General features: G+C 61.0%; 15 protein-coding genes. 10 read left to right on the top strand and 5 right to left on the bottom strand.

Going from position 1 to position 19167, the window contains the following annotated elements; translation table 11 throughout:
- Positions 1-56: 56 nt before the first annotated feature.
- Positions 57-1004, bottom strand: a complete 948-nt coding sequence (locus tag GA0061100_RS04420; RefSeq protein ID WP_075851478.1) for a DMT family transporter — start codon at positions 1002-1004, stop codon at positions 57-59.
- Between the two features lie 139 nt (positions 1005-1143).
- Here GA0061100_RS04420 and GA0061100_RS04415 point away from each other — a divergent pair, with 139 nt between their 5' ends.
- Positions 1144-1905, top strand: a complete 762-nt coding sequence (locus tag GA0061100_RS04415; RefSeq protein WP_075851476.1) for an AraC family transcriptional regulator — start codon at positions 1144-1146, stop codon at positions 1903-1905.
- Positions 1906-2010: 105 nt separating this feature from the next.
- Here the strand turns inward: GA0061100_RS04415 and GA0061100_RS04410 are convergent, their stop codons facing one another.
- Positions 2011-2895 carry a sigma-70 family RNA polymerase sigma factor gene (locus GA0061100_RS04410; protein WP_075851475.1) on the bottom strand — a complete coding sequence of 295 codons (885 nt, stop codon included), beginning with the start codon at positions 2893-2895 and terminating at the stop codon, positions 2011-2013.
- 134 nt (positions 2896-3029) lie between these two features.
- Here GA0061100_RS04410 and GA0061100_RS04405 point away from each other — a divergent pair, with 134 nt between their 5' ends.
- Complete coding sequence (locus GA0061100_RS04405; RefSeq protein ID WP_075851473.1) at positions 3030-3488, top strand: carboxymuconolactone decarboxylase family protein; 459 nt, start codon at positions 3030-3032, stop codon at positions 3486-3488.
- A 59-nt stretch (positions 3489-3547) separates the two neighbouring features.
- On the opposite strand, the gene GA0061100_RS04400 is transcribed toward GA0061100_RS04405, so the two are convergent.
- Complete coding sequence (locus tag GA0061100_RS04400) at positions 3548-4459, bottom strand: LysR family transcriptional regulator (RefSeq protein ID WP_075851471.1); 912 nt, start codon at positions 4457-4459, stop codon at positions 3548-3550.
- A 231-nt stretch (positions 4460-4690) separates the two neighbouring features.
- Here GA0061100_RS04400 and GA0061100_RS04395 point away from each other — a divergent pair, with 231 nt between their 5' ends.
- From GA0061100_RS04395 to GA0061100_RS04370, 6 genes are all read left to right on the top strand, one after another.
- Positions 4691-5503, top strand: a complete 813-nt coding sequence (locus GA0061100_RS04395; RefSeq protein ID WP_075851470.1) for an alpha/beta hydrolase fold domain-containing protein — start codon at positions 4691-4693, stop codon at positions 5501-5503.
- A gap of 169 nt (positions 5504-5672) precedes the next feature.
- Positions 5673-6860 (top strand): efflux RND transporter periplasmic adaptor subunit, encoded by a 1188-nt coding sequence (locus tag GA0061100_RS04390; protein WP_075851468.1) that lies wholly within the window; start codon positions 5673-5675, stop codon positions 6858-6860.
- 128 nt (positions 6861-6988) lie between these two features.
- Complete coding sequence (locus GA0061100_RS04385) at positions 6989-10186, top strand: efflux RND transporter permease subunit (protein ID WP_075851466.1); 3198 nt, start codon at positions 6989-6991, stop codon at positions 10184-10186.
- Between the two features lie 272 nt (positions 10187-10458).
- Positions 10459-11343 carry an NAD(P)-dependent oxidoreductase gene (locus GA0061100_RS04380; protein WP_075851464.1) on the top strand — a complete coding sequence of 295 codons (885 nt, stop codon included), beginning with the start codon at positions 10459-10461 and terminating at the stop codon, positions 11341-11343.
- A gap of 7 nt (positions 11344-11350) precedes the next feature.
- Positions 11351-13135 carry an IlvD/Edd family dehydratase gene (locus tag GA0061100_RS04375; RefSeq protein WP_075851893.1) on the top strand — a complete coding sequence of 595 codons (1785 nt, stop codon included), beginning with the start codon at positions 11351-11353 and terminating at the stop codon, positions 13133-13135.
- Positions 13136-13280: 145 nt separating this feature from the next.
- The gene (locus GA0061100_RS04370; RefSeq protein ID WP_075851462.1) at positions 13281-15050 is read left to right on the top strand and encodes a bifunctional diguanylate cyclase/phosphodiesterase; all 1770 of its coding nucleotides are present in this window, start codon (positions 13281-13283) and stop codon (positions 15048-15050) included.
- Positions 15051-15075: 25 nt separating this feature from the next.
- Here the strand turns inward: GA0061100_RS04370 and GA0061100_RS04365 are convergent, their stop codons facing one another.
- Positions 15076-16098 carry a YeiH family protein gene (locus tag GA0061100_RS04365; protein ID WP_075851461.1) on the bottom strand — a complete coding sequence of 341 codons (1023 nt, stop codon included), beginning with the start codon at positions 16096-16098 and terminating at the stop codon, positions 15076-15078.
- Positions 16099-16214: 116 nt separating this feature from the next.
- On the opposite strand from GA0061100_RS04365, the gene GA0061100_RS04360 reads away from it, so the two are divergent.
- The gene (locus GA0061100_RS04360; RefSeq protein ID WP_075851459.1) at positions 16215-17096 is read left to right on the top strand and encodes a LysR substrate-binding domain-containing protein; all 882 of its coding nucleotides are present in this window, start codon (positions 16215-16217) and stop codon (positions 17094-17096) included.
- A gap of 80 nt (positions 17097-17176) precedes the next feature.
- On the opposite strand, the gene GA0061100_RS04355 is transcribed toward GA0061100_RS04360, so the two are convergent.
- Complete coding sequence (locus tag GA0061100_RS04355; RefSeq protein ID WP_075851457.1) at positions 17177-17977, bottom strand: DeoR/GlpR family DNA-binding transcription regulator; 801 nt, start codon at positions 17975-17977, stop codon at positions 17177-17179.
- A gap of 310 nt (positions 17978-18287) precedes the next feature.
- Between GA0061100_RS04355 and GA0061100_RS04350 the strand changes: the two genes are divergently transcribed.
- Positions 18288-19166, top strand: coding sequence for a choline/ethanolamine kinase family protein (locus tag GA0061100_RS04350; RefSeq protein WP_075851455.1), 879 nt, complete (start codon positions 18288-18290; stop codon positions 19164-19166).
- The last annotated feature ends 1 nt before the right edge of the window (position 19167 follow it).

Here is a 19167-nt window from a genome sequence, read left to right as displayed (position 1 = left end):
CCGTTCATGGTAGAACGAAGGGCAGGCGAAAGGAAAGGGGCCTTTCCGAGCAGCGCTCAGGCCTCCTCTACCTCCCAGCTTGCCTCATCGGCCGGCTCGTCTCTTGCCGGCGCCTTGCGTAAGCCGAGGCCGACGCCGATGAGGGCAAGAGCACCGCCGATGGCGTGGTAGGAATGCAGCTGCTCGCCGAGGAGTGCCCAGGCCAGAGCCGCGACAATGATCGGCAGGAGGTTGATCAACAGCGAGGTACGGCTGGCTCCAAGCTTGTGAATGCCGATCATCCAGCAGAAGGGGGCGATCAATGAGGTCGGGATCGCCGCATAGAGGATCAGCGGCAGGTTTGTCGTCGTAATCGGTGAGATATCGCCCATCAGGAAAACAGGAATCAGCAAAAGGGTCGAAAAGCCGATCTGCCAGAAGAGCTGCTGCCACATCGAAAGCGGCATCGCCCAGCGTCTCAGCATGACGCCGTAGAGCGCATTCGAGAGAACCGCGATAATCATCAGGCCGTCGCCGATGTGGAAGCCGCCGTTGATCAGCCGGACAGGATCGCCTTGAGAGGTCAGATAGATTAGCCCGATCAAAGAGATGGCGCCGCCTGCGATGCTTGGCGCGGTCAATTTTTCAGAGGCCAGCAGGCTTGCGAAAAATGTCGACAGCAACGGCATCAGGGCGAGCATGACGCCCATGTTGACGGCGGAGGTGGTCTTGGCTGCCTCATAGGCGAGGCTCTGATAGATCACCATGCCGAGCGCGCCGAGAATGGCGAGTTTCAGCCAGTGCTGCCGGAGCAGGGCGCGGTTGCGCCACGCCTCCCGGCCGACGAAGGGCAGGAGCACGAGGAAGGCAAGCAGCCAACGATAAAAGGAGATGGAGCCCGGCGAAATCACGCCGGCGGATGCCTTGGTGACGACGGTATTGCCGGACCAGATCAGCACCGTCAGCAGCGGCGCAAGTCCGGCCGCACTGATCATGGATGCGGAAGCGTTCGGCTGGGTGCTCATGTGAATGATCTCTCGTCGTCTTCTGGCTTGGGGCGAAACGAAGGAGGGCGGATAGAGTTCGCCATCCCAAAGACTTTGTACTACCTGTCCGAATTCTGGTATATAGCGAGAATAAGACAAGCAGTAGCGAAATGAGGACATGTCCAGCAGGCCTCCACGCATCGAGGGCGATCCGCCGAATCCGGTTTCCTTCCGCACCGAGAATTATAAAGCGGGCACGGTTTTCCCCAAAAAGAGCCAGCCTTGGGGCGAGCTCAATTATGCGATTACCGGCGTTGCCGACTTCGATATCGAGGGCGTGCGCTATCTGTCGCCGCCGCATTATGCCATCTGGCTGCCGCCGGAGACGATGCACGGCGCCGCGATCCAGCACGATCTGCGCTATGCGACCGTCTATGTCGAACGCGCTCTTTGTGCGAACCTGCCCGATAAGCCTTCCACGCTCAGCATCAGTCCGCTGCTGAAGGCCATCCTGGCGGATTTCGCGGCGCGCGATGTCACCATGCCGGAAACGGCGGAAGACCTGCGGCTCGCGCAGGTACTGGTCGACCAGATCCGACTGGCGCCGCGCTGCGAGAGCTATCTGCCGATTTCTGACGACCCGCTGCTCGGCCCGGTGCTCAATGCCCTGCAGTCCGCTCCCGGCGACCGGCACTCCCTTGCGGAGTGGGCACGCAGGATGGGAACGACCGAGCGTACGCTTTCGCGCCGGTGCCAGGACGATCTCGGCCTTTCCTTCAACGAATGGCGGCAGCGATTGAAGCTCGTTGCTGCACTGTCGATGGTCGAGGCGGGCGAGCCCGTGCATCGGATTGCAGCGCAGTTGGGCTACAGCAACGCGTCGGCCTTCATCGCTATGTTTCGCCGGATGACCGGTACGAGCCCGACGCAGATGCGGTAGGTCTCGGAGCGTTTCCAGGAAAAGTGCGCAGCGGTTTTCCGTCCGGAATGCTCAAAGAAACAGGAAGATAGAACGTTTTCGCGGTTCGGAGAAAGCGGAAATGTTCTACGGCTCGATCAAAACGATCTCCAGCTTGCGCAGCTCTTCCGGATCGGCCATCGCGTCGATGACAGTAATCATGCCATCTGCATTGAGGGTGCAGCGAAGGGCGACGCGCAGCTGCCCGCCGATAACAACGATGGCACCGACTGCGCCGTTGATAACTGCCAGCCGCGCTCCTTGTGCGCGACCCTGGAAGGTCTTGGCAATGTCGACGCGGCCGCGGATTTCTCTGGCCGATCCCATGCGAGCCGCAACCGCATCCGGCCGGAAGACGGCTTCGGGATCGAGGACGGCGAGCAGCGCCTGGAGGTCGCCGTCACGCGAGGCGGTGAAGAAGGCGTCGACGACGTGACGCTGGCGGGTGAGATCGGCCTCCGCTGTCGATGGCGTGCCCTGCACGCGGCGGCGGGCGCGGCTTGCAAGCTGGCGTGTCGCAACCGTGGTGCGTCCTAGAATCGGGGAGATGTCATCGAAAGACACGTCGAACATATCGTGCAAGACAAAAGCAAGCCGTTCGGCCGGATTGAGCTTTTCCAGGACCACCAGCAGGGCGAGGCCGACGGAGTCTGCGAGCAAGGCATCCTGTTCAGGATCGGTGCCGTTGCCGGCCTCATGCACCACCATCGGCTCGGGAACATGGATGGTCAGCGGCTCTTCGCGACGGGATTTGCGCGACCGTAGCAGATCGAGGCAAATGCGGGCCGTGACCGTCGTCAGCCAGCCGCTTAGATTTTCGATGCCGGACGCGTCGCTCTTCATCAGGCGCAGCCACGTCTCCTGAACCGCGTCTTCCGCCTCCGTGCGCGAGCCGAGCATGCGGTAGGCGACGGCGCGCAGATGCGGCCGGTTCGCTTCGAATTTTTCCGCCAGCCATTTTTTCTCGTCCATCGGTCACATCTCCTCACCCTGTTTCGTCAGACCCATGACGAACGAAATCCGGCCGGTGTGACATCGGATCGGCCGGAAATTGCCTCGTCAGGACATGAGCGGCAACAGCGCTCTCACAATCAGAGGAAAGAAATATGCAAGCTCGTATGAAAAATCCCGCCCTCATTCTGCCCGAAACGCTGCAGGCGCTTCTGGCCGTCAGCAATTCGATCAAGGATCGTGGCCTGTCGGAAAACATCATGGACCTCGTGCATCTGCGCGTCAGTCAGATCAACGGCTGCAGCGTCTGCACCGACATGGGCTTTCGCAAGCTCCAGAAAGATGGGGAGACGATGGAGCGTATCGTCGGTGTCTCCGCCTGGCGCGAGATGCCTTATTTTTCGGACGCCGAGCGTGCTGCTCTGGCTCTCGGGGAAGCAGCTACCCGGCTCGCCGACCGGCCCGATGCCGTCAGCGACGAGATCTGGAACGAAGCAGCAAAACATTTCGACGAAAAGGCACTATCGGCGCTGATCGTCGCGATTGCGATCGACAATGTCTGGAACCGGCTGAACTCGACGGTTCGGCAGCCGGCGGGGGCTTCCTGGAACTGATTATTCGCAATTGGCGCCACCTTCTTCCCATTGTATGGGGAAGAAGGTGGCCCGCATCCTCAAGCCTCGCCTACTCGCGAGGTCACCAGCAATTTCGCCATCCAGTCCACGAAGACACGCACCTTGTTGCTGAGGTGCCGGTTGGGCGGATAGACGATATGCAGGGGCAGCGACGGTCGGGTCCAGCCGGAAAGAATGGGAACGAGATCGCCGCTTGCAAGCGCGTCCCGAGCCATGAAGCTTGGAACTTGCGCGATTCCGAGCCCCATCAACGCCGCCTGGAGATAGCTGCGGCTGTCATTCACCGAAAGGATATAGCGCGGGCTGATTTCCAATGCCTCGTTGCCGTGTTCGAACAGGAACGGAATCGTCCTACCCGTTTGCGCGCGGAAATAGCTGACCGCATAGTGGCTGGTTTCCAGATCCTCCGGCCGTTCCGGGAAACCATGCTTCTCGATGTAAAGCGGTGCCGCGCAGGTGACGAGGTGGATCTCGCCGACGCGGCGGGCGATCAGCGACTGGTCGCTCGGCATGCCTGCGCGCAGCGCGCAATCGACATTCTCGGCCAGATAGTCGACCAACCGGTCGCCGACGCCAAGGTCAATATGGATATCCGGATAGCGCTGGTGGAAATCGCAGAGCGCCGGCATGACAATCTTCTCGGCAAAGGCGCCGGCCATTTCCACGCGCAGGCGCCCGCTCGGCAGGCTCTGCGAATTGCTGATGCTGCCGTCCAGTTCCTCTATTTCCGAGAGGATCTGAATGGCGCGCTCGTAGTAAAGCGCGCCGTCGGTCGTCACCATGACGCGGCGTGTCGTGCGGTTGAGAAGCTTGGCATGCAGATGCGCCTCGAGCGACTGGATGAGCGTCGTCACCGTCGCCTTCGGCATGGAGAGGGCCGCAGCGGCGCGGGTAAAGTTACCCGTCTCCACCACGCGCGCGAATGCCCGCATTGCTGATAACTGGTCCATTCCATGATGTCCCTCGACCTTCGAAAAAGAGGTCGATTGTTTGTAATCGTGAATAGTCTGATCGAATATAGGCTACTTATTCTCGAAGCGGAATAACAATATGTTGTTTCATAAGTTGTTGCAATGCGGCACGGGGGGCGCTGAACCGCATAATCGGGAATATGGTTGCAAAGCACGTCAAACGGCTTTTGGATTGGGTCATATTCACTGGAACAGACGGGATTTGGGTCGATGAGTGCGCCGTGGAAAGATGTTGTGCTGGAAAACGTGCCTACGGGGCCGGTGGAAGCGCGGATCTACAACGGTGAAGGTTTGAAGAAGGCGGCACCCCTTGTGCTCTATCTGCACGGCGGCGCCTTTCTCGATACCTGCCATGCGACCGAGAGACCGGTGGCGGCAAGCCTCGCCGAGGCCGGTGCCATCGTGGTTGCAGCGGATTATACGAGCTGTAATCAGAATGCTTTTCCGAAGGTGCTGGAATGCGCCTACGGCCTTCTTGCCTACCTCAGCAATAAGCGGAACATGCTTGCGCTGGGCGGGGCAAAAAAATCGCTGCTGTTTGTCGCCGGTGAGGAATCGGGTGGCAATGTTGCAGCGGGTGTCGCTTTAAAGGCGCGCGATCAAATACCCGGTTCGTTGGACGGACAGGTGTTGATATCGCCTTTGCTCGATCCCTTCATGGGATCAAAATCTTTCCTCCAGGCGGAGGAAAGCGGCATGCGCGAGCGTTGGACGGAGGGTTGGAACCGATACCTGGGTTTCCTGGGCGGTGTCTGTCACCCCTATGCAGCGCCTCGATACTGTTCGCGGCTTTCGGGCCTCGCGCCGGCATTGGTGCTCACGGCCGAGGACGACCCGCTCCGCGACGAGAGCATGGAATACGGCAGCCGGCTGAAAGCGGCTGGCGTCCGTGTTCGCCAGCAAGTCCTCCCCGCCGGGACAGGCTGGCCCACTCTCTATGGCGGGCAGTCGAAGGACAGGGCTTCGTGGCAGCAGGACATCTGCTGCTGTTTCAAGGGCTTTGTCGAAGACGTGCAGGCTTGATCGACTAGGGTATCCCGTCCGCAATGTATGAGCGCGGATTGGATTGATGTCGAAGGCACGAGACCGGAGCGGTGGTCACGCGGATGCGCGGCGCTTCGGCCCCCGATTTTTTGAGACGATAGGAAGTTTCGGTCCCGTATCCCAAGACGGGGCCAAAGGAGAGACTAACATGAAGTCCAACGATAAGCGCTGGGCCCTGTGGGGCGCCGGCATGGGTGTTGCTGCGGCTGTTGCAGGCGCGGCTTTCTATCTGGAGCTGCCGCGCGGCGCGCAGGCAACCGAGGCCGCCAGCCAGGCGCCGCCGCCGGCTGTCCCCGTCACGGTTGCTGCCGTCGAGCCGCGCGACATCACGTCCTGGCAGGAATTTTCCGGCCGGCTCGAGGCTATCGACCGTGTCGAAATCCGGCCGCGCGTGGCTGGCGCAATCCAGTCCGTGCATTTCCGCGAAGGCGCCCTGGTCAAGCAGGGCGACCTGCTTGTCACGATCGATCCCGCTCCCTATGAGGCGGCCGTCGCCCAGGCACAGGCGCAGGTTGGCGCGGCGAAGGCCACCCTTAATCTGACCAAAGTCGAGGTCGATCGCGGCCAGAAGCTCTTCGACAACAAGACGATCTCGCAGAGCGATATGGACACGCGCGCCAGCAATTACGCTGCGGCGGAAGCCAACCTGAAGGCGGCGCAAGCGACCCTGCAGACGGCGCAGTTAAATCTCGATTACACGCAGGTCCGCGCCCCGATTGCCGGTCGCGTCGGTAAAATCGCTGTAACTGTAGGTAACCTTGTTGCCGCGGGTGCGTCCTCTTCAGCATTGACGACGCTCGTTTCGGTCGATCCGATCTATGCCAGCTTCAGTGCCAACGAACAGACCGTTACCCAGGCGCTGTCTGAACTACCAGCTACCGGGGGTACCGTTCCGCCAGTCGAGCAGATCCCGGTTCAGATCGGCACGGCCAGCGATAACGGCACGCCGATAAAGGGCAAGCTGCAGCTGATCGACAATGAAGTCGATGCGGCGAGCGGCACTGTCAGCGTTCGCGCCGTCTTCGACAATCCCGGCGGTCGTCTCATCCCCGGTCAGTTCGTGCGGGTTCGCATGGGACAGCCGAAGGCCGAGACCAAGCTACTGATCAGCGAGCGGGCAATCGGCACCGATCAGGACAAGAAGTTCGTGTTCGTCGTCGGGGCTGACAACAAGGTCGAATATCGCCCGATCAATCTCGGCGATACCTCGGACGGCTTGCGTATCGTTACATCCGGCCTGAACGCCGGTGACCGGATCATCGTCAACGGCCTGCAGCGGGTTCGCCCGGGCGCCGTCGTCGATCCGAAGCCGGAAGAAAAGGTCGCTGCCAAGTAATTCATACGGCCGGAGGGCTTAGCTCCCGGCCGCTGTTCCAAGTCTCGATTTTGTAATGCTCGTGGCGCCTCCTGGGCCGCGGGCGCGGACTTCGTGTCCCTTGATTCACTCGTGGAGAGGGTTCTGCCATGAACATCTCAAGATTTTTCGTCGACCGTCCGGTGTTTGCCGGAGTGCTATCGATCCTCATCGTGGTCGCCGGCCTGATCGGTCTGAAGCTGCTGCCGATTTCCGAATATCCGGAAGTCGTGCCGCCGTCGATCGTCGTCACCGCGCAATATCCAGGCGCCAACCCGAAGGTCATCGCCGAAACGGTGGCAACACCGATCGAAGAGCAGATCAACGGTGTCGAAGGCATGCTCTACATGAGCAGCCAGGCGACATCGGACGGTCTGTTGACGCTGACCGTCACCTTCAAGCTCGGCACCGATCCGGACAAGGCACAGCAGCTCGTGCAGAACCGCGTCTCTCAGGCGGAACCCCGTCTGCCGCAGAACGTGCGTGACCTCGGTATCACGACGGTCAAGAGCTCGCCCGACCTGATGATGGTGGTCAACCTCATCTCGCCGGACAATCGTTACGACATCACCTATCTGCGCAACTACGCCACCCTGAACATCAAGGACCGGCTTGCCCGTATCGACGGCGTCGGCCAGGTTCGCGTGTTCGGCTCGGGTGACTATTCGATGCGCGTGTGGGTCGATCCGCAGAAGGCGGCCGAACGCGGTCTTGCCGCAAGCGATATCGCCAATGCCATTCGCGCTCAGAACATTCAGGCTGCTGCCGGTATCATCGGCCAGTCGCCGAGTGTCCCCGGCATCGACGTGCAGCTGAACGTCAACGCCCAGGGCCGTCTGACGACGCCGGAGGAATTCGGCAACATCATCGTCAAGAGCGGCACCAACGGTGAAATCACGCGCCTGCGTGACGTCGCCCGCATCGAACTCGGCGCCGCCGACTATTCGCTGCGTTCGCTTCTCGACGGTAAGCCTGCTGTGGCTATCCCGGTCTTCCAGTCCCCGGGCTCCAACGCGATCACCATCTCGGACAACGTCGTCAAGACGATGAACGAGCTGCAAACCGCAATGCCCGACGGCGTGAAGTACGAAATCGTCTATGACACCACGCAGTTCGTGCGCGCGTCGATCGACAAGGTCGTGCATACGCTGCTCGAAGCCATCGTGCTCGTCGTTATCGTCGTCATCCTGTTCCTGCAGACATGGCGTGCCTCGATCATCCCGCTGATCGCCGTTCCGGTGTCGATCATCGGCACGTTCGCGGTGATGTATATCTGCGGGTTCTCGATCAACGCACTCAGCCTCTTCGGCCTGGTGCTGGCGATCGGTATCGTGGTGGACGACGCGATCGTGGTCGTCGAAAACGTCGAGCGCAACATCGAGAACGGGCTCAGCCCGCGTGAAGCGACCTATCGCGCCATGAAGGAAGTGTCCGGCCCGATCATCGCGATCGCGCTGGTGCTGGTTGCCGTCTTCGTGCCGCTGGCCTTCATCTCAGGCCTGTCGGGTCAGTTCTATCGCCAGTTCGCGCTGACGATCGCGATCTCCACAGTCATATCCGCCTTCAACTCGCTGACCCTGTCTCCGGCACTGGCTGCGATGCTCCTGAAGGATCATCATGCACCGAAGGACATGCTGACGCGCGTGATGGATTTCGGGCTTGGCTGGTTCTTCCGCGGCTTCAACAAGGTCTTCCATCGTGGTTCGTCTGCTTACGGCAAGGGCGTCGGCGGCATCCTGTCGGTCAAGAGCCTGGTCATGGTCGTCTATCTCGCCCTCATCGGCGCGACCTACTACCTGTTCCAGGCCGTTCCCGGCGGCTTCGTTCCGCAGCAGGACAAGCAGTATCTGATCGGCTTTGCCCAGCTGCCCGATGGCGCGACCCTCGACCGTACGGATGATGTCATCCAGCGAATGAGCAAGATCGCGCTGGAACAGCCTGGTGTCGAACATGCGATTGCCTTCCCGGGCCTGTCGATCAACGGCTTCACCAACTCCTCCAATGCCGGTATCGTCTTCGTGACGCTGAAGGCTTTCGAGGAGCGCACGACGCCCAATCTGTCGGGTGGGGCGATTGCCATGCAGCTGAACCACAAGTTCGGCGCGATCCAGGATGCCTTCATCGCCATGTTCCCGCCGCCGCCCGTCCAGGGTCTCGGCACGACCGGCGGCTTCAAGCTGCAGATCGAGGACCGCGCCGGTCTCGGCTATCAGGCGCTCGACGAGGCCAACAAGGCGTTCCTCGCCAAGGCCTACCAGACGCCGGAACTGACGGGTATTTTCTCGAGCTACCAGATCAACGTGCCGCAGCTCTTTGCCGATCTCGATCGCGCCAAGGCCGAACAGCTTGGCGTCTCGGTAACCGATGTCTTCGATACGCTGCAGATTTATCTGGGTTCGCTCTACGTCAACGACTTCAACGCATTCGGTCGTACCTACAGCGTGCGTGTGCAGGCGGACGCCCAGTTCCGTTCGCATGCGAGCGATATCGGCGAGTTGAAGGTTCGCTCGGCGTCGGGCCAGATGATCCCGCTGTCCGCCCTGTTGAAGGTCGAGGCCAGCACCGGGCCGGAACGGACGACGCGCTACAACGGCTTCCTTGCCGCCGACATCAATGGCGGGCCGGCGCAGGGCTTCTCGTCCGGTCAGGCACAGGCTGCCGTCGAGAGGATCGCCAGCGAGACGCTGCCTCCGGGCATCGGCTTCGAATGGACTGACCTGACCTACCAGCAGATCCTGGCCGGCAGCTCGGGCATCATCATCTTCCCGCTCGCTCTGCTGCTCGTCTATCTCGTGCTGGCTGCCCAGTATGAGAGCATCAGCCTGCCGCTTGCGATCGTCATGATCGTGCCGATGGGTGTGCTTGCCGCCTTGACCGGCGTCTGGCTGACGGGTGGCGACAACAACATCTTCACGCAGATCGGCTTGATGGTGTTGGTGGGCTTGTCGGCGAAGAACGCGATCCTGATTGTGGAATTTGCCCGCGAGCTGGAATTCGACGGTCGCAAGCCGGTTCAGGCCGCGATCGAGGCCAGCCGGTTGCGTCTGCGCCCGATCCTGATGACCTCCATGGCCTTCATCATGGGTGTCGTGCCGCTCGTCACCTCGACCGGTGCCGGTGCCGAAATGCGCGCTGCCATGGGTGTCGCTGTGTTTGCGGGTATGATCGGCGTCACCTTCTTCGGCATCTTCATGACGCCGGTGTTCTACGTGCTGATCCGCAGCGTCACGGGCAACCGTCCGCTGAAGCAGCATCCGCACAACGACAACGAACATTCGGCGGAGGTACTCCCGATCGCCGCCGAATAGGGGCCGTGCCGAATAGTACTCCAGTGCTCGACAGGCCAAGGCGGGACCGAAAGGTCCCGCCTTTTCTCTATCTACGGCCTGTTCCGGATTTGGCCTTTGAAGAATTTGCCGCAAGGCCGCGGATTTCCTTTGCATGCTGGCACCATAGGTTTATCAAGCTCTTGGGTGAATTGATTGACGTACATCGGGCATGAGGAGTGGCTCGTTGGCGCAAGGACCTAAAGGGCGATAGCATACCGCAGGGTCCGCGCGTTCCATTCGGAGGATAGTCTATGAGCGGCAGGAAGATCGCTTTTCTCGGTACCGGTTTGATGGGTGCACCGATGGCACGACGTCTATTGGCTGCCGGTTTCGCCGTAACCGTCTGGAATCGCGATCATAGCAAGGCGGAGCCTCTGACTGCCGATGGCGCGACCGTCGCGGATACGGCGGCGGAGGCGGCACGGGGAGCCGCAGTGGTTTTTACCATGCTGACGAATGGTGGGGCTGTCGGTGAGGTTCTGTTCGGCAGCGGTGTGGCCGACGTGCTGGAATCTGGAACGATCGTTATCGACAACAGCTCGATATCGCCGGCTGTTGCCCGCGAACATGCCTTCAAACTTGCCGAGCGCGGCATTCGGCACATCGATGCGCCGGTTTCCGGCGGCGTAGTCGGGGCGACTGCCGGAACGCTGGCAATCATGGCCGGCGGCGATGCCGAGGTCATCGACAGTGTTCGCGATATCATGGCGCCGCTCGGGCGCGTAACCAGAGTTGGTCCGAGCGGCACCGGGCAGCTCGCAAAACTCGGCAATCAGCAGATCGTTGCCGTGACCATCGGCGCCGTCGCGGAAGCGATGCTGCTGGTCGAGGCTGGCGGGGGCTCGCGCGAGGCGTTTCGTGACGCCATTCGCGGCGGCTTTGCCGAAAGCCGGATCCTGGAGCTGCATGGCCAGCGCATGATCGAGCGTAATTTTGAGCCGGGTGGAACCGCTCGCAACCAATTGAAGGATCTCGATACGGTGCTGGCGGCGGCGCAGAACCTGTCGCTTCATCTGCCGTTGACCGAAGTCGTTCGGGCCGAGTTTGCCGAATTCGTCGAGAATGGCGGCGGCGAGCAGGATCACAGCGGTTTGCTGCAGCATCTGGAAGACAAGAATGCCCAGGGAAAGGCTTGAGGAAGAGATGAGCGACAAGGGTGCATCCAAGCGTCGTCTGCGTTCGCAGGACTGGTTCGACAATCCCGATCATATCGACATGACGGCGCTCTATCTCGAGCGCTTCATGAACTACGGCATCACACCGGAGGAGCTGCGGTCGGGAAAGCCGATCATCGGCATTGCCCAGAGCGGCAGCGATCTCACACCCTGCAACCGCCATCACCTCGACCTTGCCAAGCGCGTGCGCGACGGCATTCGCGATGCCGGCGGTATTCCGATCGAGTTTCCGACCCATCCGATCTTCGAGAACTGCAAGCGCCCGACGGCGGCACTCGATCGTAATCTCGCCTATCTCGGCCTGGTGGAAGTGCTCTATGGCTATCCGCTCGACGGCGTCGTCCTGACCACCGGCTGCGACAAGACCACGCCGTCGGCGCTGATGGCGGCTTCGACGGTCAATATTCCGGCAATCGTTCTCTCCGGCGGCCCGATGCTCGATGGCTGGCATGAGGGCGAGCTTGCGGGCTCCGGCACGGTGATATGGCGTTCGCGCCGCAAGCTGGCGGCCGGCGAGATCGACGAGGAAGAGTTCATGGAGGCGTCGCTCGCCTCGGCGCCATCGATCGGTCATTGCAACACCATGGGAACGGCCTCGACCATGAACGCCATGGCGGAAGCGCTTGGCATGTCGCTGACCGGCTGCGCCGCCATTCCCGGCGCCTATCGCGAGCGCGGTCAGATGGCCTATCGTACGGGGCGGCGCGCGGTCGAGCTGGTGCTGGAGGATATCAAGCCCTCGGATGTCTTGACGCGCGAGGCCTTCCTCAATGCGATAAGGGTCAATTCCGCGATTGGCGGCTCGACCAATGCGCAGCCGCATCTTGCCGCCATGGCCAAACACGCCGGCGTCGAGCTTTATCCCGACGACTGGCAGGTGCATGGCTTCGACATTCCGCTGCTTGCCAATGTGCAGCCGGCAGGCGCCTATCTCGGCGAGCGTTTCCACCGCGCCGGTGGCGTTCCGGCTGTCATGTGGGAGCTGCTGCAGGTCGGCAAGCTGGATGGCAGCTGTCCGACTGTGACGGGCCGGACGATGGCGGACAACCTGAAAGGCCGCGAGGCGACTGATCGCGAGGTCATCCGCCCCTTCGCCGATCCGCTGAAGGAGCGTGCCGGCTTCCTGGTGCTGAAGGGCAATCTGTTCGACTTCGCCATCATGAAGATGAGCGTGGTCTCGGAGGAGTTCCGCGGCCGCTATCTGCAGGAGCCGGGCCATGAAGGCGTGTTTCAGGGCAGGGCGGTCGTCTTCGACGGATCGGAGGATTATCACAAGCGCATCAATCATCCCGATCTCGGCATCGACGAAAAGACCATTCTCGTTATCCGCGGCGCCGGACCGATCGGCTGGCCGGGATCGGCCGAAGTCGTGAACATGCAGCCGCCAGATGCGCTTCTAAAGCGGGGCATTCGCAGTCTACCGACGATCGGCGATGGCCGACAGTCCGGCACGGCCGACAGCCCTTCGATCCTTAACGCTTCGCCCGAAAGTGCTGCGGGCGGTGGGCTTGCATGGCTCAGGACCGGTGACATCATCCGCATCGATTTCAATCAGGGGCGCTGCGACATGCTGGTGGAGGAGGCGGAAATCGCGCGTCGCAAGGGCGACGGTATCCCGCCAGTACCGCCGGATGCGACGCCGTGGCAGCGCATCTATCGTCGTTCGGTCACGCAGCTTTCCGACGGAGCTGTGCTGGATGGCGCCGCCGATTTTCGCGACATCGCTGCCAATCCGCCGAGGCACAACCATTGACAGGTGTCGGCGGCCGGCAAGGATTGGAGCGGTGCTGTTAATTTGGGTAGCTTGCGCAGCCATTAAAGTTCGCGAAAGGGAGTAGTGCAACTATAATTGGCTGCGTTAGTTAGTCTCTTCAAGTTTCCGAAGGGGGTGGTGCTCTTTGGCAGGGACGACATCAGGGCGAAGCGAAGAAGAGTTCCAGGACCTTTTGAGGAGGCTGGAGCTGGCGCTGGAGGCGTCTCAAATCGGTGTCTGGCAGCATAATGTCAACGAGCAGGAGCTGCTCTGGGACTCGCAGATGCACAAGCTCTACGGGACCGGGCTTCAGGAGCGCAGGGTTTCTTCCGACGTCTGGATGAACGCGCTGCATCCCGAGGATGTCGAAGGGGCGGTCCACGATTTCGATGTCGCGCTGGCCAGGAAGGGTTTCTACAATTCCCAGTTCCGCATCATCCTGCCCGGAGGCGAGGTACGCCATCTGCGTTCGCGCGCGCATTACTATGAGGATGCGGACGGGGCACCTTCCTTCATCGGCGCGGAATGGGACGTCACGGCTGACGTCCTGCTCAATCGGGAACTGAGCGGCCAAAAGGCCATCGCCGAAGCGCGCGCCATTGCATTGGAGCACAGTCGTGCGCGAATAGAGCATGCCGCCGATCACGATTATCTCACAGGCCTCCCAAACCGCCGCTATTTCGACCGGCGTCTGGCTGAGTTGCACAACGATACGTCTATCGGAACCTTGGCGATCCTCCATATCGATCTCGATGGATTCAAGGAGATCAACGACAAATGGGGCCATGCGGCTGGTGATGCCACGCTGCAGAGCGCTGCCGCCCGCATCTCCGGAGCGATCACTGCCAACGACATCGTCGCCCGCATCGGCGGTGACGAGTTCGTGGCCGTGCTGGTCAATATCGGCAGTGTCGAAAGGCTTCAGGCGATCGCCGACGATATTTTATCGCGATTGCGCCGCGAAGTACGTTTCGGCAACGAGATGCTGAGGATCGGCGCGTCCATCGGCGTAGCGATAGGCGAGACGAGCGGCGCGGGCAATTTGCTGGCAGAATCCGATGTCGCCCTTTTTCAGGCCAAGAAACTCGGCCGCAACCGGGTGGAGTTCTTCACGCCGCAGCTCCAGTCCGATCTGCATGCAGAACGCCGCCTGGCCGACGAGTTGCGATTGGCGCCGGTGCTGCGGCAGATCGAGCCCTTCTATCAGATTCAAGTCGATGCGCAGAGCCGCCGCATCGTCGGACTGGAGGCGCTGGCACGCTGGCGGCATCCGGGAAGGGGATTGCTGAGCCCCGTGGCCTTCCTCAAGGTCGCCGATGAATATGGATTTACCGCGGAGATCGATGCGGCCGTGCTGAAGCGCGCACTGGCGGATCGGGCAGCCTGGGTTTCGCAGGGGCTTTCACCGCCGCGCATCGCTGTCAATATCTCCGGTCGCCGGCTTGCCGATCCCGACCTGATCGATGGATTGCGGGCTCTCAGAATACCGCGCCACGCCATCGCCTTCGAGCTGGTGGAGACCATCTTTCTGGATGAGCCCGACGAGGCAGTGCTTGCCAATATCGCTGGCATCAAGGAGATGGGGATCGATATCGAGATCGACGATTTCGGCTCCGGTCACGCTTCGCTGATCGGCCTCGTCAAGTTGAAGCCGAAGCGGTTGAAGATAGACCGGCAACTGGTAACTGCCGTAACGGTTTCCGAGGAGCAGCGTCGTCTTGTCGGCTCTATCATCGAAATCGCACGCACATTGAATGTCGAGGTGGTCGCCGAAGGGGTCGAGACCGAAGATCACGCGCGCGTTCTGGCCGAGGTCGGCTGCGATGAACTTCAGGGCTATGCTATCGGCTATCCTTCCTGCGAAAGCGAGACTGCGGCTTTGCTGAAATCAGCCGAGGCATCGAGCCCGAGCTGATCGTCAGCCAATCTTGCGGCGTATGCTACTGAATCTGCAGAGCGAGGATCAGGCCGTAGCTGATGGCGCCAAGCGTTAAAAGCGATAGCGTCGCTGCGGCAATCACCCTGCCGCCGGCATGGGCAACGGAGCGGATGTTTACCGACAGGCCGAGCGCTGCCATGGCGATGACGGTCAAAATGCCGGAAACAGTCTCCATCGGTGTCACCAGCGCATCCGGAATAAGTCCGAAAGAACGCAGCGCCATAAGCCCGAGAAAGCCGCAGATGAACCAGGGGACCAGAGAATGGTGATGGCCGTTGCGTTCATCGCTGCCTGAGGCTTCAGCCTTGGTGAGGATGCCGAGCAGGAAGATGACCGGACCCAGCATCAGGACACGGACGAGCTTGACGAGCGTGCCGGTCTGGACGGCGAGCAGGCCAACGGGAGCGGTCGCCGCCAGTACCTGCGGCACCGCATAGACCGTCAGTCCGGCGAGGGTCCCGTATTGCGGCACGCTCATGCCGAAGTGGAAATAGAAAAGCGGCAGCAGGAACACGGCGGCAATGCCGAGGACGGCGGTGAAGGCGAGTGCTGCGGCGATCTCCTGCGAGTCGGCTTCGATCACGGGCGCAACGGCGACGATTGCCGAATTGCCGCATATCGAGTTGCCGCAGGCGATCAGCGTTGCGAGCTTCGGCGGCAGGCCGAGCGCCCGGCCGATGAGATAGGTAGCCGCGATCGACAGCACGACGACGATGGCGATGCCGGCAATCAGCCAGACGCCGGCGCCGCGGATCGCCGAAAGGCTGATGGACGCGCCGAGAAGGACGATGGCGATTTCCAGAAGGAACTTGGCACTGAAATCGATGCCCGGTTTCATGGCCGGCTTCAGCGGCTTGATCGTGCAGACTAAGATGCCGAGGGCGATGGCAAGCACCAGGCTTTCGATCCACCGGCCACCGAGGAGGCCTACTTCAACATGCTCTGCGGCATAGGCCAGAAGGGCTACCGCCGCGGTGAGTGCTAGGCCGGGAAGGATCTCGTTTGCGCGTCGAGCTGGGGACATGGCGTGCCGTCATTCGTTTCTTGTGATTTGGTGACGGCTGGAAAGTCTCATCTGCCGATGTCGACATCCATCGAATATTATCCTATGTTTTGTTCGATAAATTAGAATGATTTCCCATGACCTTTGAACAGCTCGCCATTTTCGTCGCTGTCGCGGAGCGAGAGCATCTGACGAATGCCGCCGAAGCGATCCATCTGACGCCTTCCGCCGTCAGCTCTGCGATCAAGAACCTCGAAGCCTATTACGGCGTCGAGCTTTTCCATCGCGTCGGGCGGAGGATCGAATTGACGGAGACGGGCCGTTCCTTCCTGGGCGAAGCCAAGGCGACGCTGGCGCGCGTGCGCTCAGCCGAGCTCATGCTTTCGGAATTGGGCGGCCTGCAGCGCGGCCACCTCAGCCTCTATGCAAGCCAGACCATCGCCAGCTACTGGCTGCCACCCTTGCTGATGCGGTTTCACAGCGAGTATCCCGGCATCGAGCTCGATCTGACGATCGGCAATACCCGCACCGTCACCGAGGCCGTCATCGATGGTGCGGCCGAACTGGGTTTCATCGAGGGCGAAGTGGATGCGCCGGCGCTGTCGATGAAGGTCGTGGCACAGGACGCGCTCGTCATCGTCGTGCCGCCGTATCACCCCTGGGCGGACGGACGGCAACTGACCGCTGATGACCTAACCACCGGCACGTCCTGGGTGATGCGGGAGGAGGGGTCGGGCACACGCTCGGAATTCGAGAACGCAGTCGCCAGGCTCGGCGCTTCGCCGCGCGATCTCGACGTGGCGCTCGTTTTGCCTTCGAATGAAGCTGTTCTCTCCGCTGTCGGCGCCGGGAAAAGCGCTGCGGCCATTTCGAGTGCCGCGGCAAGAGCCTATCTCGGGCAGGGGCTGCTGGTTCAGGCCAGTTTCGATCTGCCCGCCCGCAGCTTCCGGCTGCTGCGCCACAAGGAGCGCCATGCGAGCAAAGCTGCACAGACGCTTGAGGTTATGTGCAAGGGCTAAGCTCGCGAGTGATTTGCTTTAAACGAGCACATCGCTCAATTTCATCTGCCTCGGTCCGGCCTTTGGACGCATTAGCGTCGCTAGCCCCGTTGCCGGTTGGCGATGACGAGCTCGATCTCGTTGCGTTCCAGCATGGCGCGAATATCGTCCGGCGGCATGTCGTCGGTGACCAGTACGTCGTAGGTTGTGGGTTCGCTCAGGACGATCGGTGCGCTGCGGCCAAACTTGGCGCTGTCGGCGACGACGATGCGGTTTTCGGCGCGGCTTGCCGCTTCCCGTGAATATTCCGCTTCCTCGAGATCGTGCAGCATGAAGCCCGAGGCCGCGTTGATGGCGCCGACCGAGAGGATGGCGTGGCGCACGTTGAAGCGACGCAGGAAATTGGCGGCTTCCATGCCGAAGGTGCCGCCGTCGTGACCGCGCAATTCGCCGCCTGCAAAGAAGACGCGATTGCCGTTGCGGGTGGCGAGCGCGTGGGCGACGGCGACGGCATTGGTGACGACGAAAAGGTTCTGGTGCTTCTGCAACGCGACGGCGATGAAGGCGGTGGTCGAGCCGACGTCGAGGAAGAGGGCATCGCCATCCTCGATCATGGCGGCGACGGTTGCGGCGATCATCCGCTTGGCTTCGGCGTTCTCGTTCATGCGCAGGTGCAGCGGCGGCTCGTTCATGGAGTCCTTGATATGGACCCCACCGTGTACCTTGGTGACCAGCCCATTAGCCTCGAGGCTGCGGATGTTGCGACGGATGGTTTCTTCGGAAACGCCGAGCCGCTCGGCCAGGAACTGGATGCGGCTTGCGCCGCCGGCCAGGCGCAACTCCTCCAGAATCTCGCGCTCGCGATGATTGGAGTGAAGTGGTGGCTGGGATATGCCCGACATGGTTCTTGATCCTACAAAGGGTATTGATCCCAAAACTTGCATGGCTGTCGAAATGGCCGGCCCATTGTCGCCAAAGGCGTCAACGCGCACGGTCTCGATCCGGTTGCCTCGCGCCTGAGTTTTTAAGACAAATCTCACCTACGGTGAAGCGCGTCTTTCGGATATCCATAGCTGATCTGATTTGAGTTTTGTGCAATAAATCAACAAAAAGCCAAATATTCGTTTCTTTTTGTGGGAGACCCTTGACAGCCTTGCTTTTTGTGGGGAACGTTCGGTCCAAAGGATGCTGAGCAGTAGCACCGGAGGGGGAATGACTGCGACGCCGGAAGACATGATCCATTCTCTCAGTCTCTGGCACGGGCCGATCGAGATCGCCCCGCTTGTCGGTGGCATCACCAATCGCAACTATCTGGTCGGCGATGCAGGCCGCCGTTTCGTCGTGCGGCTGGGTGAGGATATCCCCGTTCACCATATCAGCCGCGCAAACGAAGTTGCTGCAAGCAGGGCAGCCCATGCGGCCGGGCTTTCGCCTGCCGTCATTCATCATGAGCCCGGCATATTGGTGCTTGACTATATCGATGCCAAGCCGCTGTCCGCCGAGGATGTAAGTCATCCTGCATTCATGGAGCGGGTCGTTTCGCTTGTCCGCTCATGTCATCGCGATGTCGCCAGGTATTTTCGTGGGCCGGCGGCGATCTTCTGGGTCTTCCATGTGCTCCGAGACTATGCAGCCGTCCTGAACGCTGGCGATAGCCGGCACAAGCCGCTCTTGCCCTCCTTTCTGGAGATTGCCGAGCGACTGGAACGCGAAGCTGGTCCCTTCGAGATCGCATTCGGTCACAACGATCTGCTGGCCGCGAATTTCCTCGATGACGGCAAACGGCTGTGGCTGATCGATTGGGACTATGCGGGTTTCAACACGCCGCTTTTCGATCTCGGCGGCCTTGCCTCCAACAATGAATTCTCGGAAGCGCAGGAAGAAGCGATGCTGGAAGCCTATTTCGAGGCTGGCGTCAGCGACGACCTGCGGCGGCGTTATCAGGCGATGAAATGCGCGTCGCTTCTGCGTGAGACGATGTGGAGCATGGTCTCTGAAATCCATTCCGACATCGAATTCGATTATTCTTCTTATACAGCTGAAAATCTGCGGCGCTTCGAGAGCGCCTGGCAGGATTTTCGCAATTCTTGAG

Source organism: Martinezella hainanensis (assembly GCF_900094555.1).
Taxonomy (GTDB): domain Bacteria; phylum Pseudomonadota; class Alphaproteobacteria; order Rhizobiales; family Rhizobiaceae; genus Rhizobium; species Rhizobium hainanense.
This window is presented reverse-complemented; position numbering and strand designations above follow the sequence as displayed.

Bases quoted from the DNA above. Each gene is read 5' to 3' on its own strand.
- GA0061100_RS04420 (WP_075851478.1), bottom strand. From the start codon at position 1,004: ATGAGCACCCAGCCGAACGCTTCCGCATCCATGATCAGTGCGGCCGGA.
- GA0061100_RS04415 (WP_075851476.1), top strand. From the start codon at position 1,144: ATGTCCAGCAGGCCTCCACGCATCGAGGGCGATCCGCCGAATCCGGTT.
- GA0061100_RS04410 (WP_075851475.1), bottom strand. From the start codon at position 2,895: ATGGACGAGAAAAAATGGCTGGCGGAAAAATTCGAAGCGAACCGGCCG.
- GA0061100_RS04405 (WP_075851473.1), top strand. From the start codon at position 3,030: ATGCAAGCTCGTATGAAAAATCCCGCCCTCATTCTGCCCGAAACGCTG.
- GA0061100_RS04400 (WP_075851471.1), bottom strand. From the start codon at position 4,459: ATGGACCAGTTATCAGCAATGCGGGCATTCGCGCGCGTGGTGGAGACG.
- GA0061100_RS04395 (WP_075851470.1), top strand. From the start codon at position 4,691: ATGAGTGCGCCGTGGAAAGATGTTGTGCTGGAAAACGTGCCTACGGGG.
- GA0061100_RS04390 (WP_075851468.1), top strand. From the start codon at position 5,673: ATGAAGTCCAACGATAAGCGCTGGGCCCTGTGGGGCGCCGGCATGGGT.
- GA0061100_RS04385 (WP_075851466.1), top strand. From the start codon at position 6,989: ATGAACATCTCAAGATTTTTCGTCGACCGTCCGGTGTTTGCCGGAGTG.
- GA0061100_RS04380 (WP_075851464.1), top strand. From the start codon at position 10,459: ATGAGCGGCAGGAAGATCGCTTTTCTCGGTACCGGTTTGATGGGTGCA.
- GA0061100_RS04375 (WP_075851893.1), top strand. From the start codon at position 11,351: ATGAGCGACAAGGGTGCATCCAAGCGTCGTCTGCGTTCGCAGGACTGG.
- GA0061100_RS04365 (WP_075851461.1), bottom strand. From the start codon at position 16,098: ATGTCCCCAGCTCGACGCGCAAACGAGATCCTTCCCGGCCTAGCACTC.
- GA0061100_RS04360 (WP_075851459.1), top strand. From the start codon at position 16,215: ATGACCTTTGAACAGCTCGCCATTTTCGTCGCTGTCGCGGAGCGAGAG.
- GA0061100_RS04355 (WP_075851457.1), bottom strand. From the start codon at position 17,977: ATGTCGGGCATATCCCAGCCACCACTTCACTCCAATCATCGCGAGCGC.
- GA0061100_RS04350 (WP_075851455.1), top strand. From the start codon at position 18,288: ATGACTGCGACGCCGGAAGACATGATCCATTCTCTCAGTCTCTGGCAC.